The 19,066-nt window shown below is 31.7% G+C and carries 20 protein-coding genes and 2 tRNA genes; 15 read left to right on the forward strand and 7 right to left on the reverse strand.

Annotation, left to right across the window (positions count from 1 at the left end):
- Positions 1 to 18 precede the first annotated feature (18 nt).
- Positions 19 to 1,569: a T9SS response regulator signal transducer PorX gene (gene porX, locus AC1EUY_RS06400; RefSeq protein WP_480194682.1), complete on the reverse strand. Its 1,551-nt coding sequence runs from the start codon at positions 1,567 to 1,569 to the stop codon at positions 19 to 21.
- A 57-nt stretch (positions 1,570 to 1,626) separates the two neighbouring features.
- Between porX and AC1EUY_RS06405 the strand changes: the two genes are divergently transcribed.
- The 10 genes from AC1EUY_RS06405 to AC1EUY_RS06450 all read left to right on the forward strand — a co-directional run bounded on the left by AC1EUY_RS06405 (position 1,627) and on the right by AC1EUY_RS06450 (position 12,552).
- Positions 1,627 to 2,841, forward strand: coding sequence for an HD domain-containing protein (locus AC1EUY_RS06405; protein ID WP_480194683.1), 1,215 nt, complete (start codon positions 1,627 to 1,629; stop codon positions 2,839 to 2,841).
- 41 nt (positions 2,842 to 2,882) lie between these two features.
- On the forward strand, positions 2,883 to 3,920 hold the full coding sequence (gene lpxD / locus AC1EUY_RS06410) for a UDP-3-O-(3-hydroxymyristoyl)glucosamine N-acyltransferase (RefSeq protein WP_480194684.1): 1,038 nt from the start codon (positions 2,883 to 2,885) through the stop codon (positions 3,918 to 3,920).
- Positions 3,917 to 5,314 carry a bifunctional UDP-3-O-[3-hydroxymyristoyl] N-acetylglucosamine deacetylase/3-hydroxyacyl-ACP dehydratase gene (locus tag AC1EUY_RS06415; protein WP_480194685.1) on the forward strand — a complete coding sequence of 466 codons (1,398 nt, stop codon included), beginning with the start codon at positions 3,917 to 3,919 and terminating at the stop codon, positions 5,312 to 5,314. Before lpxD ends, AC1EUY_RS06415 begins: the two co-directional genes overlap by 4 nt.
- Complete coding sequence (gene lpxA, locus AC1EUY_RS06420) at positions 5,315 to 6,100, forward strand: acyl-ACP--UDP-N-acetylglucosamine O-acyltransferase (RefSeq protein WP_480194686.1); 786 nt, start codon at positions 5,315 to 5,317, stop codon at positions 6,098 to 6,100. It abuts the gene before it with no gap.
- Positions 6,101 to 6,104: 4 nt separating this feature from the next.
- Positions 6,105 to 6,671, forward strand: a complete 567-nt coding sequence (gene efp / locus AC1EUY_RS06425; RefSeq protein ID WP_480194687.1) for an elongation factor P — start codon at positions 6,105 to 6,107, stop codon at positions 6,669 to 6,671.
- Positions 6,672 to 6,677: 6 nt separating this feature from the next.
- Entirely contained in the window at positions 6,678 to 7,616 is a 939-nt protein-coding gene (locus AC1EUY_RS06430) for a UDP-3-O-(3-hydroxymyristoyl)glucosamine N-acyltransferase (RefSeq protein ID WP_480194688.1), read from the forward strand.
- Between the two features lie 76 nt (positions 7,617 to 7,692).
- Positions 7,693 to 8,565 (forward strand): succinate--CoA ligase subunit alpha, encoded by an 873-nt coding sequence (gene sucD / locus AC1EUY_RS06435; RefSeq protein ID WP_480194689.1) that lies wholly within the window; start codon positions 7,693 to 7,695, stop codon positions 8,563 to 8,565.
- 347 nt (positions 8,566 to 8,912) lie between these two features.
- Complete coding sequence (gene fabG / locus AC1EUY_RS06440) at positions 8,913 to 9,659, forward strand: 3-oxoacyl-[acyl-carrier-protein] reductase (RefSeq protein ID WP_480194690.1); 747 nt, start codon at positions 8,913 to 8,915, stop codon at positions 9,657 to 9,659.
- Between the two features lie 6 nt (positions 9,660 to 9,665).
- Positions 9,666 to 11,684 (forward strand): VWA domain-containing protein, encoded by a 2,019-nt coding sequence (locus AC1EUY_RS06445; RefSeq protein WP_480194691.1) that lies wholly within the window; start codon positions 9,666 to 9,668, stop codon positions 11,682 to 11,684.
- 40 nt (positions 11,685 to 11,724) lie between these two features.
- The gene (locus tag AC1EUY_RS06450; RefSeq protein ID WP_480194692.1) at positions 11,725 to 12,552 is read left to right on the forward strand and encodes a prohibitin family protein; all 828 of its coding nucleotides are present in this window, start codon (positions 11,725 to 11,727) and stop codon (positions 12,550 to 12,552) included.
- Positions 12,553 to 12,602: 50 nt separating this feature from the next.
- On the opposite strand, the gene AC1EUY_RS06455 is transcribed toward AC1EUY_RS06450, so the two are convergent.
- From AC1EUY_RS06455 to AC1EUY_RS06465, 3 genes are all read right to left on the reverse strand, one after another.
- Positions 12,603 to 13,376, reverse strand: coding sequence for a carboxypeptidase-like regulatory domain-containing protein (locus AC1EUY_RS06455; protein WP_480194693.1), 774 nt, complete (start codon positions 13,374 to 13,376; stop codon positions 12,603 to 12,605).
- A 150-nt stretch (positions 13,377 to 13,526) separates the two neighbouring features.
- Positions 13,527 to 13,611 (reverse strand) — tRNA-Leu (locus AC1EUY_RS06460).
- Positions 13,612 to 13,671: 60 nt separating this feature from the next.
- A tRNA-Lys gene (locus tag AC1EUY_RS06465) sits at positions 13,672 to 13,744 on the reverse strand.
- Positions 13,745 to 13,857: 113 nt separating this feature from the next.
- Here AC1EUY_RS06465 and AC1EUY_RS06470 point away from each other — a divergent pair.
- A complete protein-coding gene (locus AC1EUY_RS06470) occupies positions 13,858 to 14,370 on the forward strand; it encodes a shikimate kinase (RefSeq protein ID WP_480194694.1) in 513 nt (170 codons plus the stop codon).
- Here AC1EUY_RS06470 and AC1EUY_RS06475 read toward each other — a convergent pair.
- The 3 genes from AC1EUY_RS06475 to AC1EUY_RS06485 are packed head-to-tail and all read right to left on the reverse strand — an operon-like array spanning position 14,351 to position 16,797.
- Positions 14,351 to 14,848: a phosphoribosyltransferase family protein gene (locus AC1EUY_RS06475; RefSeq protein ID WP_480194741.1), complete on the reverse strand. Its 498-nt coding sequence runs from the start codon at positions 14,846 to 14,848 to the stop codon at positions 14,351 to 14,353. The two genes, AC1EUY_RS06470 and AC1EUY_RS06475, sit on opposite strands and share 20 nt — an antisense overlap.
- A gap of 35 nt (positions 14,849 to 14,883) precedes the next feature.
- Positions 14,884 to 15,252, reverse strand: coding sequence for an RNA-binding S4 domain-containing protein (locus AC1EUY_RS06480; protein WP_480194695.1), 369 nt, complete (start codon positions 15,250 to 15,252; stop codon positions 14,884 to 14,886).
- Positions 15,253 to 15,309: 57 nt separating this feature from the next.
- On the reverse strand, positions 15,310 to 16,797 hold the full coding sequence (locus AC1EUY_RS06485) for a S41 family peptidase (RefSeq protein ID WP_480194696.1): 1,488 nt from the start codon (positions 16,795 to 16,797) through the stop codon (positions 15,310 to 15,312).
- Between the two features lie 135 nt (positions 16,798 to 16,932).
- Here AC1EUY_RS06485 and AC1EUY_RS06490 point away from each other — a divergent pair, with 135 nt between their 5' ends.
- The 4 genes from AC1EUY_RS06490 to AC1EUY_RS06505 are packed head-to-tail and all read left to right on the forward strand — an operon-like array spanning position 16,933 to position 19,043.
- A complete protein-coding gene (locus AC1EUY_RS06490; RefSeq protein ID WP_480194697.1) occupies positions 16,933 to 17,442 on the forward strand; it encodes an RNA polymerase sigma factor in 510 nt (169 codons plus the stop codon).
- A complete protein-coding gene (locus AC1EUY_RS06495) occupies positions 17,429 to 17,863 on the forward strand; it encodes a hypothetical protein (RefSeq protein ID WP_480194698.1) in 435 nt (144 codons plus the stop codon). The genes AC1EUY_RS06490 and AC1EUY_RS06495 overlap by 14 nt, the downstream gene beginning before the upstream one ends.
- An 18-nt stretch (positions 17,864 to 17,881) precedes the next feature.
- Positions 17,882 to 18,460, forward strand: coding sequence for a DUF4252 domain-containing protein (locus AC1EUY_RS06500; RefSeq protein ID WP_480194699.1), 579 nt, complete (start codon positions 17,882 to 17,884; stop codon positions 18,458 to 18,460).
- A 1-nt stretch (position 18,461) separates the two neighbouring features.
- On the forward strand, positions 18,462 to 19,043 hold the full coding sequence (locus AC1EUY_RS06505; protein WP_480194700.1) for a DUF4252 domain-containing protein: 582 nt from the start codon (positions 18,462 to 18,464) through the stop codon (positions 19,041 to 19,043).
- Positions 19,044 to 19,066: the final 23 nt, after the last annotated feature.

Genomic DNA, 19,066 nt, shown 5'->3' on the forward strand with positions numbered 1-19,066 from the left:
AATTGTTAATATAAAATACTATTTGGGCTGTAGAACAATACAAGGAATAATCATTTCTTCTAACGAAATGCCACCATGTTGATATGTATTCTTATAATACTTTACAAAATGATTGTAATTATTAGGATACGCAAAAAAATAATCTTCTTTCGCAAATACAAAAGAACTACTCATGTTAATAGAAGGTAACATGATATCTTTAGGGTTTTTAACAGCATACACTTCTTTATCTTCGTACGTCAAACTTCTACCTGTTTTATATCGTAAGTTTGAACTTATATTTTTATCACCAACAACTCTTGATGGTTTCTTTGTATTTATAGTACCATGATCTGTTGTAATGATTAGTTTTAAACCAAGTCGTTGTGCTTTTTGAATTATTTCTAATAGTGGAGAATTCTTAAACCAACTAAGTGTTAAAGATCTATATGCTTTATCATCACTAGCCAACTCTTTAATCATCTCCATTTCTGTACGCGAATGCGAAAGCATATCTACAAAATTGTAAACAACCACGGTTAAGTCATTGTCTTTTGTGCCAGAAAAATTAGCAGCTAACTCTTTACCGTTAGGCATATTCGTTATTTTATAAAACTCATGTTTTATATCTAAATGCAGTCTCTTAATTTGCTCAGTTAAAAACTCATTTTCAAATAAATTTTTACCTCCTTCATCAGTGTCGTTTCTCCAGTATTCTCTATGTTTTTGCTCCATTTCTAATGGTGTAAGACCCGAAAATATAGCATTTCGAGCATATTGAGTAGCAGTAGGTAGAATACTATAAAAACTTGTTTCTTTTTCCTTTTTATAATAATTATTTATAATAGGTTCTAGCACTCTTAATTGGTCATAACGCAAATTATCGATAACCACCAATAAGGTACCTTGCGCTTTAGATAGTTGTGGGACAATAATTTCTTTAAATAAATCTTGAGATAAAATAGGTTTTTCTTCACCCTGCTGAAACCAACTTTCATAATTTTTCTCGATGAATTTAAAGAACTGAGAATTTGCCTCATCTTTCTGGCTCTCAAGAATCTCAATCATACCAGGGTCATCGATAGATTCTAACTCTATTTCCCAATGCACTAATTTTTTATAGAGATCTGCCCACTCATCAAACGTATTCACCATAGCCATATCCATAGCAATCTTTCTAAACTCTTGCTGATAATTTGAAGTCGTTTTTTCAGATACCAAACGTGTATTGTCAAGTGTTTTCTTAAGTGTTAATAATATTTGGTTGGGATTAACAGGTTTTATTAAATAGTCAGCAATCTTAGCCCCGATAGCTTCCTCCATAATATACTCTTCCTCGCTTTTAGTAATCATCACTACAGGCATATTTGGTGATTTTGTTTTTATCTGACTTAAGGTTTCAATACCCGATAAACCAGGCATATTTTCATCTAAAAAAACGATGTCGAAATTTTCGTCATCAATAGTTTCGACAGCTTCAGCTCCATTATTACAAGTTGATACATTATAATTCTTTTTTTCTAAAAAAAGTAAATGTGGTTTGAGTAACTCAATTTCATCATCAACCCATAGAATTTTTGTTGTAGGCATGTGCTTGAATAATATTAAATTATTAGGTTATTTTTGTGTAAACAATAATACACATTTTTGAAAAAGCTCAAAATTTTTAACGATCCAATTTACGGATTTATTCCTATCCACAATAGATTACTTTTTAACATTATTGAACATGCTTATTTCCAGCGTTTAAGACGAATTACCCAAATGGGATTATCATATTTAGTATATCCTGGCGTCAATCACACCCGCTTTGAACATGCCCTTGGCTGTATGTATTTAATGCAAAAGGCAATTGAAGTATTGAAATTTAAGAAAATAAAAATCACTAAAAAAGAAAGTGAAGCTTTACAAATAGCAATTCTATTACATGATATTGGTCATGGTCCCTTTTCACACACCTTAGAACACAGTATTGTTTCTGAGATTCACCATGAAGCCATTTCATTGAAATTTATGGAAGCTCTAAATGATGAGTTTGATGGGCAACTTTCGTTAGCAATAGCAATGTTTAAAGGTGAATATGAACGATCTTTTTTTAATCAATTAATTACAAGTCAACTCGATATAGATAGATTAGATTACCTAAAGCGAGATAGTTTTTATAGTGGTGTGACAGAAGGTAACATTAATTCAGAACGACTTATTACCATGCTCGACGTTGTTGATGATAACTTGGTAATAGACAAAAAGGGTATCTATTCGGTAGAAAAATTTATAGTTGCTCGAAGACTTATGTATTGGATGGTCTATTTGCATAAAACAAGTTTAGCAGCAGAAAATATTCTCGTTAATATTTTAAAGCGAGCAAAAGAATTAAGTGTAAACGATCCAAAAATTTCTTTGAGTAGTAATCTAAATTATTTTTTGACTAAAGAAATTAATAGTCAAAATTTCAATAATGAAACGCTACATACTTTTTCTAAACTAGACGATTATGATATTATTAGCGCTATAAAAGATTGGGTAAACCATAAAGATTATATCTTATCAAATCTTTGTAAATCAATAATTAATAGAAATTTACCTAAAGTAATTATACAGTCAGAAAAATTTTCTAACGCATTTATACAGAATAAGAGAGAAAAGGTTAAATTAAAATTAAATATTACTCAAAATAAAGACATCGATTACTTTACAGACTCTGGTATTATTATGAATCAGGCATACAGCAAAGAAAAGTATCCAATAAACATTAAGTACAAGAAAAACACTATAATAGATTTAGCAATGGCATCAGATCATTTAAACATAGATGCATTGACAAACCCAGTTCATAAATATTACATTTATTATCCTAAGTAAAAGCAAGTAAATTTTACCTTATTTTTTATACTTTTGTGAGAATGAAATTTACAGCAAAACAAATCTCTGACATTTTAGATGGTGACGTAGTGGGTAACGAAAATGAAGAAGTCTCTAAGCTCTCTAAAATAGAAGAAGGTGAAAAAGGCTCTCTTACTTTTTTATCAAATCCGAAATACACTCCTTTTTTATATACAACCAACGCTTCGGTGACAATTGTTAACAAGTCATTTATTCCTGAAAAAGATATTACGACCACTCTGATAAAAGTAGATGATTCGTATAAAGCTTTTTCTAAGCTTTTAGCTTTTTATAACGAAGTAAAGAACAATAAAACAGGTATAGAAAATCCTAACTATAGAAGCAAATCTTCAAGCTTAGGAGAAAACATCTACCTAGGTGCTTTTAGCTATATTGGTGATAATGTTGTAGTTGGTAACAATGTAAAAATTTACCCAAATGTCTATATTGGTGACAATGTAAACATTGGTGACAATACTGTTGTTTTTGCTGGGGCAAAAATCTACTCAGAGTCTCAGATTGGCAAAAGGTGCACTATACATTCGGGTGTAATTATTGGTTGTGACGGATTTGGTTTCGTGCCGAATGATAATGGCAGTTATGATAAAATACCTCAAACAGGTAATGTAATTATTGAAGACCAAGTCGATATAGGCTCTGGTACGACTATCGATAGAGCCACATTAGGCTCAACTATTATTAGAAAAGGCGTAAAGCTTGATAATCAAATACAAATAGCGCATAATGTAGAAGTTGGTGAAAATACAGTTATTGCTGCTCAAACTGGTATCGCTGGCTCAACTAAAATTGGTAAAAATTGTCAAATAGGAGGACAGGTAGGTATTGTAGGACATATTACCATAGGTGATAATGTTCGCATACAAGCACAGTCTGGTATTGGAAGAAATTTAAAAGATAATGAAGCTGTACAAGGGAGCCCAGCTTTACCGTATTCAGATTATAATAAATCATATGTTTATTTTAAAAACTTACCGAAGCTTTCTGATAAAGTTCGAGAATTAGAAAAAAAAATAAATGAACAAACTAAAGTTCAATGAGTACAAAACAAAAAACTATTGAAAAAGAAGTTACCTTATCTGGTGTAGGATTACATACAGGTAAAGATGTATCAATGACATTTAAACCTGCCCCAGAAAATTATGGTTATGCTTTTGTAAGAACCGACCTTGAGGGTAACCCAGTAATCGAGGCGAAAGCAGATTATGTTACTGATACACAGCGAGGTACAAATATTGAGAAAAATGGTGTCAAAATTCATACTTCAGAACACGTTTTAGCTGCAGTTGTAGGTTTAAATATTGATAATATTATAATTGAATTAGATGCACCAGAGCCTCCAATTATGGATGGTTCGTCAAAATTCTTTATTAAAGCTTTAGAAAATGCTGGTATCAAGGAACAAAATGCACCTGTTGATGAATTTGTCGTTAAAGATATTATATCTTATAAAGACGAAAATACGGGTAGTGAAATCATATTGATGCCTTCAGACAAATATGAGGTTACTACGATGGTTGATTTCGGTACCAAAGTTTTAGGAACTCAAAATGCAACCTTAACCAATGTATCTGATTTTAAAAATGAAATTGCAGATGCACGCACCTTTAGTTTTTTGCATGAAATAGAGATGTTACTTGACAATAATCTTATTAAAGGAGGTGATTTGAATAATGCCATTGTTTATGTAGATAAAAAATTATCTAATGAAACAATGGAAAAACTAAGAATTGCTTTTAAGAAAGAAGATGTAAAGGTAAAACCCAATGGTATTTTAGATAATTTGACTTTACATTGGCCGAATGAAGCTGCTCGTCACAAATTACTTGATGTAATAGGCGACTTAGCTTTAATAGGCACAAAAATAAGGGGCAAAGTCATCGCCAACAAACCAGGGCATTTTGTAAATACGCAATTCGCGAAGAAACTTCAAAAGATAATTAAGCAAGAACGACGTAATTATGTGCCAGAAGTAGATTTACATGCCAAACCCGTAAAAGACATCAATCAAATTATGGAAATGTTACCACACAGACCTCCATTTTTATTGGTTGATAAAATTTTAGAGCTTTCAGATCAGCATGTTATTGGTCTTAAGAATGTAACGATGAACGAACCATTTTTTGTAGGCCATTTTCCAGGAGCACCTGTAATGCCTGGTGTTTTGCAGATAGAAGCTATGGCACAAACGGGAGGCATATTGGTGCTGAGTACTGTACCCGACCCTGAGAATTACTTAACTTATCTTCTAAAAATAGATAATGTTCGCTATAAGCATCAGGTTGTACCTGGCGACACCTTAATTTTTAAGTTAGACCTTATATCACCTATTCGTCGTGGAATATGTCAGATGCAAGCACATACCTATGCAAATGGTAGATTGGTTTCAGAAGCCGAGATTATGGCTCAAATAGTAAAAGTTAAAGATAGTTAGATGAATCAGCCATTAGCATATGTACATCCAGACGCAAAAATTGCTAGAAACGTAGTTATTGAACCTTTTGCAACGATTCATAGTAATGTAAAAATAGGTTCTGGTACTTGGATAGGGTCAAATGTTACCATTATGGAAGGAGCTCGTATTGGTAAGAACTGTAGAATATTTCCAGGAGCAGTGATTTCTGCAATCCCGCAAGATTTAAAATATGATGACGAAGATACTATAGTAGAAATAGGAGATAATGTTACGATAAGAGAATTTGTGACCATAAATAGGGGTACTAGTGACCGTATGAAAACGGTAATTGGTAACAACTGCTTAATAATGGCCTATTGTCATGTTGCTCATGATTGTATTGTAGGAGATAATTGTATTTTTTCAAATAATTCAACTTTAGCTGGGCATGTTACAGTTGGAGACAATGTGGTTTTGGCTGGTATGGTAGCTGTGCATCAATTTGCATCTGTAGGTAGTCATGCATTTGTTACCGGAGGTTCTTTAGTGAGAAAAGATGTTCCTCCTTATGTGAAAGCAGCACGCGAACCTTTATCGTACGTAGGTATTAATTCGGTGGGATTGAGAAGAAGAGGCTTTGAAACAGAAAAGATAAGAGAAATTCAGAATATTTATAGAATACTGTATCAAAAAAATTATAACAATTCTCAAGCAGCCGCAATTATTGAAGCAGAAATGGAAGCGACTACAGAGCGAGATGAAATATTAGAGTTTATCAAAAACTCTCAAAGAGGTATAATGAAAGGATATTTTAAATCAAGTTAATTTAATGGCAACAACATCAGATATAAGAAAAGGACTGTGCATAAAATACAACAATGACACGTATAAAATAATTGAATTTCAGCATGTAAAACCGGGCAAAGGCCCAGCTTTTGTAAGAACAAAATTAAAGAGTTTAACAACAGGAAAGGTTATTGACAATACGTTTTCGGCAGGACATAAAATTGAAGAAGTAAGAGTTGAAACTCGTAAATATCAGTATTTATATAATGATGGCGACACGTATCATTTTATGAATAATAGTGATTACACTCAAATTCAGTTGCAAAAAGACCTATTAGACGCTTCAGATTTAATGAAAGAGGGGGAGATAGTGACAGTAATTGTAAGAGCCGAAGATGAAATACCATTATCGGTCGATATGCCAGTTAGTGTGGTGTTAGAGGTAACGCATACAGAACCAGGTGTAAAAGGAAATACGGCTACCAATGCAACAAAACCTGCTACTGTTGAAACGGGAGCACGAGTAAACGTTCCGTTATTTATTAACGAGGGTGATAAAATAAAAATAGAAACCGAAAAAGGTACTTATCAAGAACGTATAAAAGAATAATTTTTAATGAAATTTTCTAAAACTTATACTTTAAAAGAAATTTCTCAAATTATTGATATACAGTATATTGGTGATGATAATTTTCCTGTTACTGGCATGAACGAAATACATGTAGTTGAGCCTGGTGATATTGTATTTGTTGACCATCCAAAATATTATGATAAGGCACTAGAATCTGCTGCAACGATCATACTTATTAATAAAAAAGTTAAATGCCCAGAAGGTAAAGCACTCTTAATTTCTGAAGATCCTTTTCGTGATTTTAATAAGTTAACTAAACATTTTAGACCTTTCACTTCTTCCAATGTAATGATTGCTGATTCTGCTACTATTGGTAAAAGAACTGTAATTCAACCCAATGTCTTTGTAGGTAATAATGTCACCATAGGTAATAATTGCTTAATTCATCCCAATGTTACTATTTATGACAATGTAGTAATAGGCGATAATGTTGTAATTCATGCTGGTACCGTTTTAGGAGCAGACGCTTTTTACTATAAAAATCGTCCAGAAGGTTTTGATCAATTGCTCTCTTCAGGTAGAGTAGTAGTAGAAGATAATGTACATATTGGAGCTTCTTGTACTATTGATAAAGGCGTAACTGGAGATACAAAGATAGGTAATGATACTAAAATTGATAATCAGGTACAAATAGCACATGATACTGTTATTGGTAAAAAGTGCTTGATTGCTTCGCATGTTGGAATTGCAGGATGTACTATCATAGAAGATGAAGTAACTCTATGGGGGCAAGTGGGAGTAATTAGTGGAATTACCATTGGAAGGAAGGCGGTTGTGTTAGCGCAATCTGGTGTAAGTAAATCACTAAATGGAGGTAAAACATATTTTGGTTCTCCTGCAGAAGAGGCTCGAAAAAAGTATAGAGAATTAGCGGGAATTAAAGTACTACCAGAAATTATCGAGAAAATAAATAATATGTCATAAAAGGTTTTGCAATAGATTTTAATAAATTAATTTTGCACATCATAAAACAGAAAATAAATTAAAATATAAATTCATAATGAGTGTTTTAGTAGATAAAAATTCAAAAATAATAGTTCAAGGTTTTACTGGTAGTGAAGGTACTTTTCATGCAGGTCAAATGATTGAGTATGGCACAAATGTAGTAGGTGGTGTTACGCCTGGAAAAGGAGGACAGTCTCATCTTGATAAACCCGTTTATAACACTGTAGTTGAAGCTGTTGAAAAAGCTGAGGCAAATACAAGTATTATTTTTGTACCACCAGCTTTTGCAGCTGATGCAATTATGGAAGCAGCTGATGCAGGTATTAAAGTTATTATCTGTATTACTGAAGGAATTCCAGTGGCAGATATGGTTAAAGTTAAAGCTTACATTGCCGATAGAGATTGTAGATTAGTAGGGCCTAACTGCCCAGGCGTTATCACTCCAGAGGAAGCAAAGGTAGGTATTATGCCAGGTTTTGTATTCAAAAAAGGAAATGTAGGTATCGTTTCTAAATCAGGTACACTAACGTATGAAGCTGCTGATCAAGTTGTAAAACAAGGATTAGGTATTACTACGGCTATTGGTATTGGTGGTGATCCAATAATTGGTACAACAACCAAAGAAGCCGTTGAAATGCTTATGAATGATGATGATACAGATTGTATTGTCATGATTGGTGAAATAGGTGGGCAATTAGAAGCAGATGCTGCTAAATGGATAAAAGCAGATGGTAATAGAAAACCTGTTGTTGGTTTTATTGCGGGTCAAACAGCACCAGCGGGAAGAACCATGGGGCATGCGGGTGCTATTGTTGGTGGCAAAGACGATACAGCACAAGCAAAAATGGAAATTTTAGCCGAAAATGGAATTCATGTAGTAAGTTCTCCTGCAGAAATAGGGAAGAAAGTAGCCGAAGTACTAGGCTAATTCAATCCAGATTGAATTTGAAAAAAATAAAGCCTGTCGTTTGACAGGTTTTTTTCGTTAACTAGTAAAACTAAAAAAGGATCAAGTCTTAATCTTTTCATTTTTCATTTAAAAAGTCTGTTATGGCATTGAGGAAATCAAATCCATTTTCTTCATTTTCTTTTAGTATGTATTGGACACTAATACCGTTTTTATGATTTTATACTATTAAGTTATCCATATTTGACAATGATTTATTTAGAAAAGTTTGTATTTATAAGTCATTTTTAACAAAATCTAAAATTAATATAATCTATTCAGCATAACTATTTTAGTATATTTGAAATGAAATTTAACTAACTAAAGAAATGAAATTACTTGAAAATAAAACAGCTCTTATAACAGGCGCAACAAGAGGTATCGGTAAAGGTATTGTTGAAGTATTTGCACAACATGGTGCAAATGTAGCTTTTACCTATAATTCTTCAGTAGAAGCTGCTAATGAATTAGAAACATCTTTAAAAAATCATGGAGTAAAAGCAAAAGGATATCAATCAAACGCTGCTGAGTTTGAAGCGGCACAAGAGCTTGCTAAAAATGTTATCGAAGAATTTGGTGCTATAGATGTTTTAATTAATAATGCTGGAATTACTAAAGACAATCTGCTTATGCGTATTAGTGAGGAAGATTTTGATAAAGTGATTCAAGTCAATTTAAAATCAGTTTTCAATCTTACTAAGGCTGTTATTAGACCAATGATGAAACAGCGATCAGGCTCAATTATTAATATGAGTTCAGTCGTTGGTGTTAAAGGAAATGCTGGCCAATCAAATTATGCTGCTTCGAAAGCGGGTATTTTAGGATTTACAAAATCAGTGGCACTAGAATTAGGTTCAAGAAACTTACGCTGTAATGCGATAGCACCAGGCTTTATAGAAACTGAAATGACGGGTGCCTTACCTGAAGAAACTGTAAAAACTTGGAGAGAGGCCATTCCGCTTAAAAGAGGAGGAACGCCAGAAGATATTGCTAATGCATGTGTTTTCCTAGCTTCAGACATGTCAGCTTATATTACTGGGCAAACATTGAATGTTGACGGAGGAATGCTAACCTAATCTATATTGGAAACGAGTACATACTTATATATACTCTTAGCTGCAATTGTTTCTTTAGCAATTGCAGTTTTTCAATATTTTTATAAGGTAAAAAGTAGATCTAAAACTGATATTCTTCTTACTTTTTTACGTTTTTTAAGCATTTTTATACTGCTGGTATTGCTTATTAACCCTAAAATTAAAACTACTAAGCTCGAAATTGAAAAACCGCAATTGGTGGTAGCTGTTGATAATTCGCAGTCAATAAAACATCTTGAACAAGAAGCTAAGATTGGTGCTATATTAGAATCAATAAAAGCTAATGACAACTTAAAAGATAAGTTTGATATCTCCTATTTTATATTTGATGACGGAATACAGCAAAAAGACACGATATCTTTAGATGCAAGTGTTACAAATATATCTAAATCACTAACTGAATTAAATGAATTATATAAAGATAATACGAATATACTTCTAATCACCGATGGTAACCATACTAAGGGTAATGATTATACATATTTCAAATCTAAAAATAAAATACATCCAGTTATAGTAGGTGATACTGTTCAACATGAAGACTTAAAAATTACCAATCTAAATGTAAATAGATATAGTTTTCTAAATAATACTTTTCCTGTTGAATTATTTGCGAACTATAACGGTGATCGTACTATTAATACAACACTTACAGTATTTAAAGGTAGCACCCCCGTATTTAAAAAAAATGTTCAATTATCTCCACAAAATAATTCAGAAAAAATTGCCTTCAAACTATCTGCAAATGCTGTAGGGTTACATAGGTATAGCGCCCAGTTAACAAAAATAGCAAATGAAAAGAATAGTATAAATAATCAAAAAAGTTTTAGTCTTGAAGTTATTGATGAACAAGCAAAAATTGCTGTGGTAAGTGCTATATTACATCCAGACTTAGGTGCTTTAAAGCGTGCTATAGAGAGCAACAAACAACGTTCGGTAGAAATTATTAAACCTTCTCAAATAAAAGACGTTACAAACTATCAATTATGCATCGTATATCAGCCAAATAACACCTTTAAATCAGTTTTTGAAAATATTACAGATGTAAATGCTAATTACATCACGATTACTGGAACGCAAACAGATTGGAATTTCTTAAATAACGCTCAAAGCAATTTTAGAAAAAGTGTAATTAATCAGGATGAAGAATATTTTGCCGTTAAAAATCCTAGTTTTACACCTTTTGTTATTGATGATCTTAATTTTACAAATCTACCTCCTTTAAACTCAAAATTTGGAGATTTAACTTTTTCAGCATCTAATGATGTTTTACTTTTTCAATCGATCAATGGTATTCAAACCAACAAACCTTTATTAGCAACATACATTAATAATGATAGGAGGGGAGCTTTATTGGATGGTGAAGGCTTATGGAAATGGAGAGTATATGAGCATGCACAAAATAATGCCAATTATGAATTCGATGCTTTTATTAATAAATTAGTTCAGTACTTGACTGTAAAAAAGAACTTAGATCGGTTAAATTTAGTATTCGAACCAATTCTATATAAAAATGATGCTTTTGTCGTTAATGCAACTTATTTTGATAATAATTATGAAATCGATAATCGTGCTAAACTCAATCTTTCTGTTAGAAACACCACAACGAATGAAGTTAAAAACTATCCTTTTAGATTAGCGCAAGAACAGTATATAAGCGCTACATCTAATCTACAGGAAGGTGAATATTCGTTTACGGTTTCTGATGGAAAAGGTGTTAAAAAAAGTGGTTCTTTTTCAGTACTTGATTATAATATTGAACAACAATTTACATACGCCAACGTAAAAGCTCTTAAAAATTTAGCCGAAATCTCTAATGGTAAGGCATATCATATTTCAAATTATGAATCACTTTTAAATACACTTGATAATGATGATACTATCAAATCAATTCAAAAAAGTGTAATACAACAACAATCGTTACTAGATTGGAAATGGCTATTAGGTATGATAGCAATTTTATTGAGTCTTGAATGGTTTATAAGAAAGTATTACGGTAAGATATAATAAAGTTTTACCTTTGAGATTAATTAACAAATAAAAAATTATGAGTAATAGACCCGAGTTCAATTTCCCAAAATTAGGATTGCCAATTATTATTATAGGAATATTAGCAGTTATTTTATTCACAAAATCTGCCGTAACGATAGGATCAGGTCAAGCAGGTGTTTTATATAAAACATTTGCTGATGGTGTTGTAACAGACAAAACTTATGGAGAAGGATTTCATATTGTAGCGCCTTGGAATGATATGCATATATATGAAGTAAGACAACAAGAGCTATTTGAAAAAATGAAAGTATTATCTTCAAACGGATTAGAAATTCAAATTGACGCTTCTGCCTGGTATCAACCTGTATATGAAGATCTAGGAAATCTACACCAAAGCTTAGGAGAAAATTATTTACAACGCGTAATACAGCCCGCTATTCGAAGTGCTGCGAGAAGTGTTGTAGGGCGTTATACGCCAGAACAATTATATTCTAGTAAAAGGGATGCAATTCAAGATGAAATTTTTACAGAGACAAAAAAAATACTTGAGAAACAATATGTACAGCTAAACGAGGTTTTAGTACGTGATGTTACGTTACCACCGACTATAAAAGAAGCTATTGAACGTAAATTAAAGCAAGAACAAGAATCTTTAGAATATGAGTTTAGATTGGTAACCGCAGCGAAAGAGGCTGAAAAAGTTATCATTGAGGCGCAAGGTAAGGCAGATGCAAATAGAATTTTAAGTGCTTCTTTAACGGATAAGATTTTAAGAGATAAAGGTATTGAAGCTACCTTAGAACTCTCAAAATCTCCAAATTCTAAAGTTGTAGTTGTGGGTAGTGGAGGAGATGGTTTGCCACTTATTCTAGGTAATAATTAAAAAATAAGATAAATTTTGAAATTAAAAGAGCTCATATTTTGTGAGCTCTTTTAATTTTCTTTTTGGTTATTAACGCGAACTCTATCTTTTTGAACTTTACCTTTTTTCAAAGCATTATAACTTTCATAGCATTCTAACACGGCCTCTATAACTTGTAAATCACTTGCTTTACGAATAAACCGACTTGAGTAATTACATTCTTTCAAAAGATCATTTAAATCTTTACGACTCATGTCCATATAATCTAACAGAATTTCTCTGCTAAATTTCTCTTCCATAATATCACGTAATTGATCTTCTTGTTTTAATTTTTTAAGCTTACGAAGTTCTTTAGGTCTTTTTCCTAATTTATTATACCAAAAATCTATCGGATTATAAACGGCATTCACAACACCTCCATAATCCTGAGCCGTTGGTCGACCAATTTCGTACGCTTGTGGTAATCCATCAATTTGAATACGATTAAATCTATCCATTTTTACGCTGGCAGCATCCACAACCAAAACTCCAATAAGTCTATGTGCTTTCACAGTTACCTCGTTAATGTTTACAGTTTTTTCATGTATAGAAATAACTAATTCATTACCCTTTAAGAGATCTTTTGTTACCTTTAGTTTTATCGATTGAAAGCCAACATAAGATATATAAACCGTATCATTTGCTTTTGCAGGAATCTCAAAAAAACCTTCTCTATTGGTCGTAGTACCTACCACAGAGTTTAAATTAAGTATATGGGCGCTTTGCAAGGGTTTCTCATCTGTTACACTAATAATTTTACCGCGCAACTGTTTTAGAGAATCAACAGTTTTTACTTGTGCTATCATAGTAACACAAGTAAAGGCTATTACTAGAATACTAAGTATTTTTTTTGGCATGAGCAATGATACTAATAATTCACTAATAATTTGTTAAAATAATACAAAAAGGATACCATATATTATTAGTGTCAAAAACAAAGAGTAACTTACAAAAAGTGCGCACGAGAAGACTCGAACTTCCACGACCTAAACGGTCACTAGCCCCTCAAGCTAGCGCGTCTACCAATTCCGCCACGTGCGCAAAAAAGCATTTTAAACTAAAAAAGTTAAGCAAATTTGCTTAACTTTTTATTACGTAAAGTGACCTGGCTGGGGCTCGAACCCAGGACCCTCTCCTTAAAAGGGAGATGCTCTACCAACTGAGCTACCAGGTCATTCAAATTTCGGATGCAAAGATACTATCAAATATTAATTAAACAAGTAAATCATTAATATTTTTTTATGCGATATTTGACCTCATTTTTACAAAGCTATAAATCAAATTTTTATGCAAATAATATTAATGGGATATATGGGAAGTGGTAAAACTACCATTGGTAAATATCTAGCAGAAAAAGCAACTCTAAACTATTTAGATTTAGATCATTTTATAGAACAAAAAGAAGGTAAATCAATTGAAAATATATTTAATGATAAAGGTGAAATCTATTTTAGAAAAATCGAAAATAAATATCTAAAAGAACTCTTCAATACACAAAATGACTTTGTGCTTTCTGTAGGTGGAGGCACACCTTGTTATGCAAATAACATTGAAATTATCATTAAAAACGAATATTCAATCTATTTAAAGGGAAACATTAATACACTTTACCATAGGTTAATAAGATCAAAAACACCAAGACCCCTCTTAGAAAACATACGAGAAGAAGATTTAAAAGAATTTATTGGTAAACATATATTTGAAAGAAGTAACTATTATGAACAAGCCAATATTATAATTACTATAGATGAAAAAAATATTGAAGAAATTGTAGATGAAATTAGCTTAAAAATACAGTAGCTTCTTTTTGCGAAAAGTCAACTGTAACGTGTTCTTGCATAGAAGTTGATAAGCTAATACCTTTAAAATCTGCTTTTACTGGATATTTTTTATGATTTCTATTGACCAAAACAGCCGTTTTAAATTTTATAAGCGGCACATCTAAAAAATGACGAATAGCATACATTAACGTGGTTCCAGAATTAAGTACATCATCCACTAAAACCAATGACTTATTTTTATAGTCAGTTACATCTAGAGAAGTCGTGACAGTTTTTAACGGGTTCTTTTTATCTAACGCTACTTTACAAAGTGTAACTTTTAAATCAGAAATATGCTCTAAAACTGTTTTTAGTTTTTTTGCTAATACATAACCATTCGTGGCAATACCAGCGATAATTACCTCTTTTTGCGTAGAGTTATTTTCATAAATCTGAAAAGCAATACGTTTTATTTTATGTTTGATTTCTTGGTCTGTTAAAATAACCGATTTATTCATCATGAAAATTAATTACCATCAAATATATTGAATTATCAATCTAAATCTGTATAATCTTCTAAATCTCTTCGATCTTTTTTTGTAGGACGACCTGCACCTTTTTTTCTGTAGTAATCTTGAGAAAGTTTTAATAGATCTTGATTTTGAAAAGCCTCTTTGGGTGTGGTATCTTTTCTATAGATATCTACGAGTTTTGCACCCACACGGTTTGGGGGGGTATCTAAAACTTTTAACTGATAATTTATTTGATTCTTACGGATCATAATCTTCTCACCAACATATACCTCACGAGCAGGTTTTACAATTAGATCGTTAATACGCACTTGCCCTTTCTTACAAGCAATTGCAGCTTGATTTCTCGTTTTAAAGTAACGTATGGCCCATAAATATTTATCAATTCTCATACGGCTAAAATAAAAAACTCGCCGTTAAGCGAGTTTTTAAAAAATATTTTGATACAATTATTTATTTTCAAAGAAACTTTCATCAATATACATTTCGTTTTCAAACTTTAACTCCAATGGTTTAACCCTTTTTGAAATTACATCTTTATGTGCTTTAAAACTTGACTTTGTTGCACCTCCTCTTATATCATCTAAAGCAGCTTTTAAAACGACTTCATTTTCATCACCAAAAGGTAAAATATTATCCCAAAATTGGTACTCTTTAACTTCTATATTTGGGTCAAATCCTTGAGTGTAATCACTTTGACCTAATTTATTGTAAATCTGAAACACTATAGGTTGCATTGCGTTTTTATGACTAACATTAGCATTTTGAGAACTGGTATAATCTGAAGAGGGAGAATCATACAAAGTAATAGATCCTACATTCTTACCAAATGTAGTTGTTCCAATAGTTTTTACGGTCATGAAAGGGCGAAGACCATTTATAATCATTTCGCTAGCTGAAGCTGTACTGCTGGAAGTTAAAACATAAAGTGTACTCAACCCAGAAATTCTATTAATACTTTGTTCTCCTGTTTTTGCCCCATCAGAATTATATACATTTAAAGTATTTTCAAATTCATAATCACTATTTTGATTTGCATGCTTTGAATTAAATGTTAAACTGGCAAATCTGTCGTTACCTGCTGCGGCATTAATCATACTTGCCAAATACGCTGAAGTTCGAACAGAACCACCTCCATTAATTCTTAAATCTAAAACTAACTCTTGCACTCCAGCTGCCTTTAATTCTCCGAATGCTTCATTCAATTCATCATTATATGAAGATCTAAATCCATTATAAACTAAATATCCGACTTTTTTTCCTCCAATATTATCAAATACTTTTGTGAAATATACAGGATTATCAGCAACCACAGCTGCTGTAATAGTTTTATCTCCTTTTTCAGTTACTCCATTTTTTTCAACAAAAGACAAAGTAACAGTTTCATTAGAAAGTTTTCCAACTGTTGCACTATAATTATCTGAGTTTAATTTGATCCCATCTATTGCATTAAAAATATCACCACGTTTTATTCCTGCATTATCCGCTGGCGAATCTGGTGAAACATACCTTACATAAAAAATTATAGACCCTTCTGAGTTAATTTGAACGGCTTGTAATCTAAAGCCAAAAGATTTAGTAATACCTTGAAAAGCTTGTTGTTGCTCTACATAATCCTTTATAAACCATGAAAATCTATCTGTATTACCAGCATTAAATAATAAACTTTCAAATAAATCTTTAGGTTCGGAATAACCGTTTAGATATGTATAATAATCATTTTGCACATCATCTTTAGAATCTGCTAAATTTGGTACTTGTCCTTGCCAATTGTACCATGAATTCATGGCTTTCCATGTAAAATTATTTATTGGGTTGTCTAAAGTAACATTAACCTGAGTTGGATCAGGTGTGGGAGTTGGTTCAACATCGTCATTACTACTACATGCAGATAAAAATAAAGTAAAGGCTAGTATAGCCCATAACGCTTTCTTCATAATTCTTTTAGTTATAATTAATATATAATTTGTCGCAAGTTAAAAAAAAAACTTGCTCTTTTGTAACAAAGTTATGACTTGGTCGTCGTAAAGTTGTATTTGTATATTTAATACACAACAATCAAACCAAACTCAATGAAGCAGTCAGAATTTTTACATACTGTTTTACCATTTAAAGATAAAGTCTATAGGCTTGCAAAGCGCCTATTGGTTTCTAATGATGAAGCCGAAGACGCAACACAAGAATTATACTTAAAGCTTTGGAAAAATAAAAAGAAACTGAAAGGGTATAAAAATGTAGAAGCTTTTGCCATGACTATGACTAAAAACTATTGTCTTGATCAGTTAAAAGCGAAAAGATCGAATAATTTAACGCTTGTACATAGTAATTACAAAGATACTACAGTTTCATTACAGCGTAAAGTAGAATTAGATGATAGCGTATCTAAAGTACATGAACTGATGACAAGGTTACCTGAAAAACAACGTATGATCATGCAACTTAGAGATATTGAAAACTATGAATTTGAAGAAATTGGCAAGATTCTTGACTTACAACCTACAGCAGTGCGCGTTGCATTGTCAAGAGCCAGAAAAGTAATACGAGAACAACTCATAAAACAACATAACTATGGAATTAGCTAACATAGAGCAGTTACTAGAAAAGTATGAAAATGCTGAGACTACACTACAAGAAGAAGCTATCTTAAAAGACTATTTTTCTCAAGAAGATATAGCAGAGCACTTGCATGAATATAAAGCATTATTCAATTATTTTGACATGAGTGGAAATGAACGGTTTACGAAAACCATTCCACTAAAACCTAAGGCAAACTTTTGGTGGTTATCTGTCGCGGCATCGGTTCTTTTAGTTTTTAGTGTGTATTTCTATGATGCTACATCGAGAAGCAATATTTCTGATCAAGAACGAAGAGAAGCAGAATTGGCTTATTTAGAAACAAAAAAAGCCTTTAATATGATTTCTGAAAACTTAAATAAAGGAAATCAAGTTGCACTTAAAGGATTAAATCAATTTGATAAAGCACACAATAAAGTGTTTAAATAATTTTTAAAAATTAAAAAAATGAATACAATTATAAATAAAATAGAAAAGATGAATATTAAGAAATTTTTACTACTCGTAATGATTGCAGCATTACCACTCACCGCATTTTCGCAATCAATATTTGATAAATTCGAGGATATGGAAGATGTTTCATTAGTAAAAGTAAACAAAAGTACTTTTAAGCTATTAGGAAAAGTCTCGGGTGATACTCCAGAAGCCAAAGAATATATTGAACTTGTAAATAGCCTTGATAATTTACGTGTTTTAGCTACTGAAAGTACTAGTATAGCTGCCGAAATGAAAGCTAAAGTAAACCAATATTTAAAATCTACAAAGCTTTCAGAATTAATGCGTATAAAGGATAAAGAAGGGAATGTAAAGATATATATTAAAGAAGGTAAAGATGCCGATCATGTAAGTGAGCTTTTTATGTTTGTTGAAGGTATTAGTAAGCATATGGGAGGAGAAGAACGTAAGCCAGAAGCTGTAATTATGACCATTACTGGCGATATCGATTTAAACAAGATATCTAAACTCACAAAAGAAATGAACATTCAAGGTAGTGAACATTTAAAGAATGTTAAAAAGAAGAATTAAGATGAAAAAATTCACATCATATATTACAAGCTTTATTATCTTATTGATAATTTCAGCATCATGTGCTGGAAGTGAGGCTTCTTTACAGAAATATTATATAGATAATCAAGATAATAAGAACTTTTTATCTGTAGATATTCCTGCGAGTATTATATCTCTTAAAGAAAACGTGTCGCCAGAAGCTGAAGAGGCATACAAATCATTAAAGAAATTAAATGTTTTAGCATTTAAAAAGAACGGGAGTAATGAAGCAGAATATCAGGTAGAACGCAAAAAAGTAAAAGAGATACTTAAAAATACGCGATATACCGAGTTAATGCGCGTGAATGATAAAGGTAGAAGTTTTGTTTTAAAATATAAAGGAGATGAGAATACTGTAAATTTTGACGAAGTGGTATTATACGCATCAGATAAAAAGCAAGGTTTTGCCTTAGTACGTATATTAGGAGAGAATATGACACCAGAAAAGTTTATGAAACTCACTAACGAGATAAAAGATATAGATATGGGAAATGAGAGTTTAAAAGAATTTAATGTATTTCTAAAAAATAATGAAAGTAAGATATATCTCAATACAAAATAAATTAATATAATTCATAAATAAAA

Source organism: Maritimimonas sp. 2210JD6-3, from assembly GCF_056591795.1.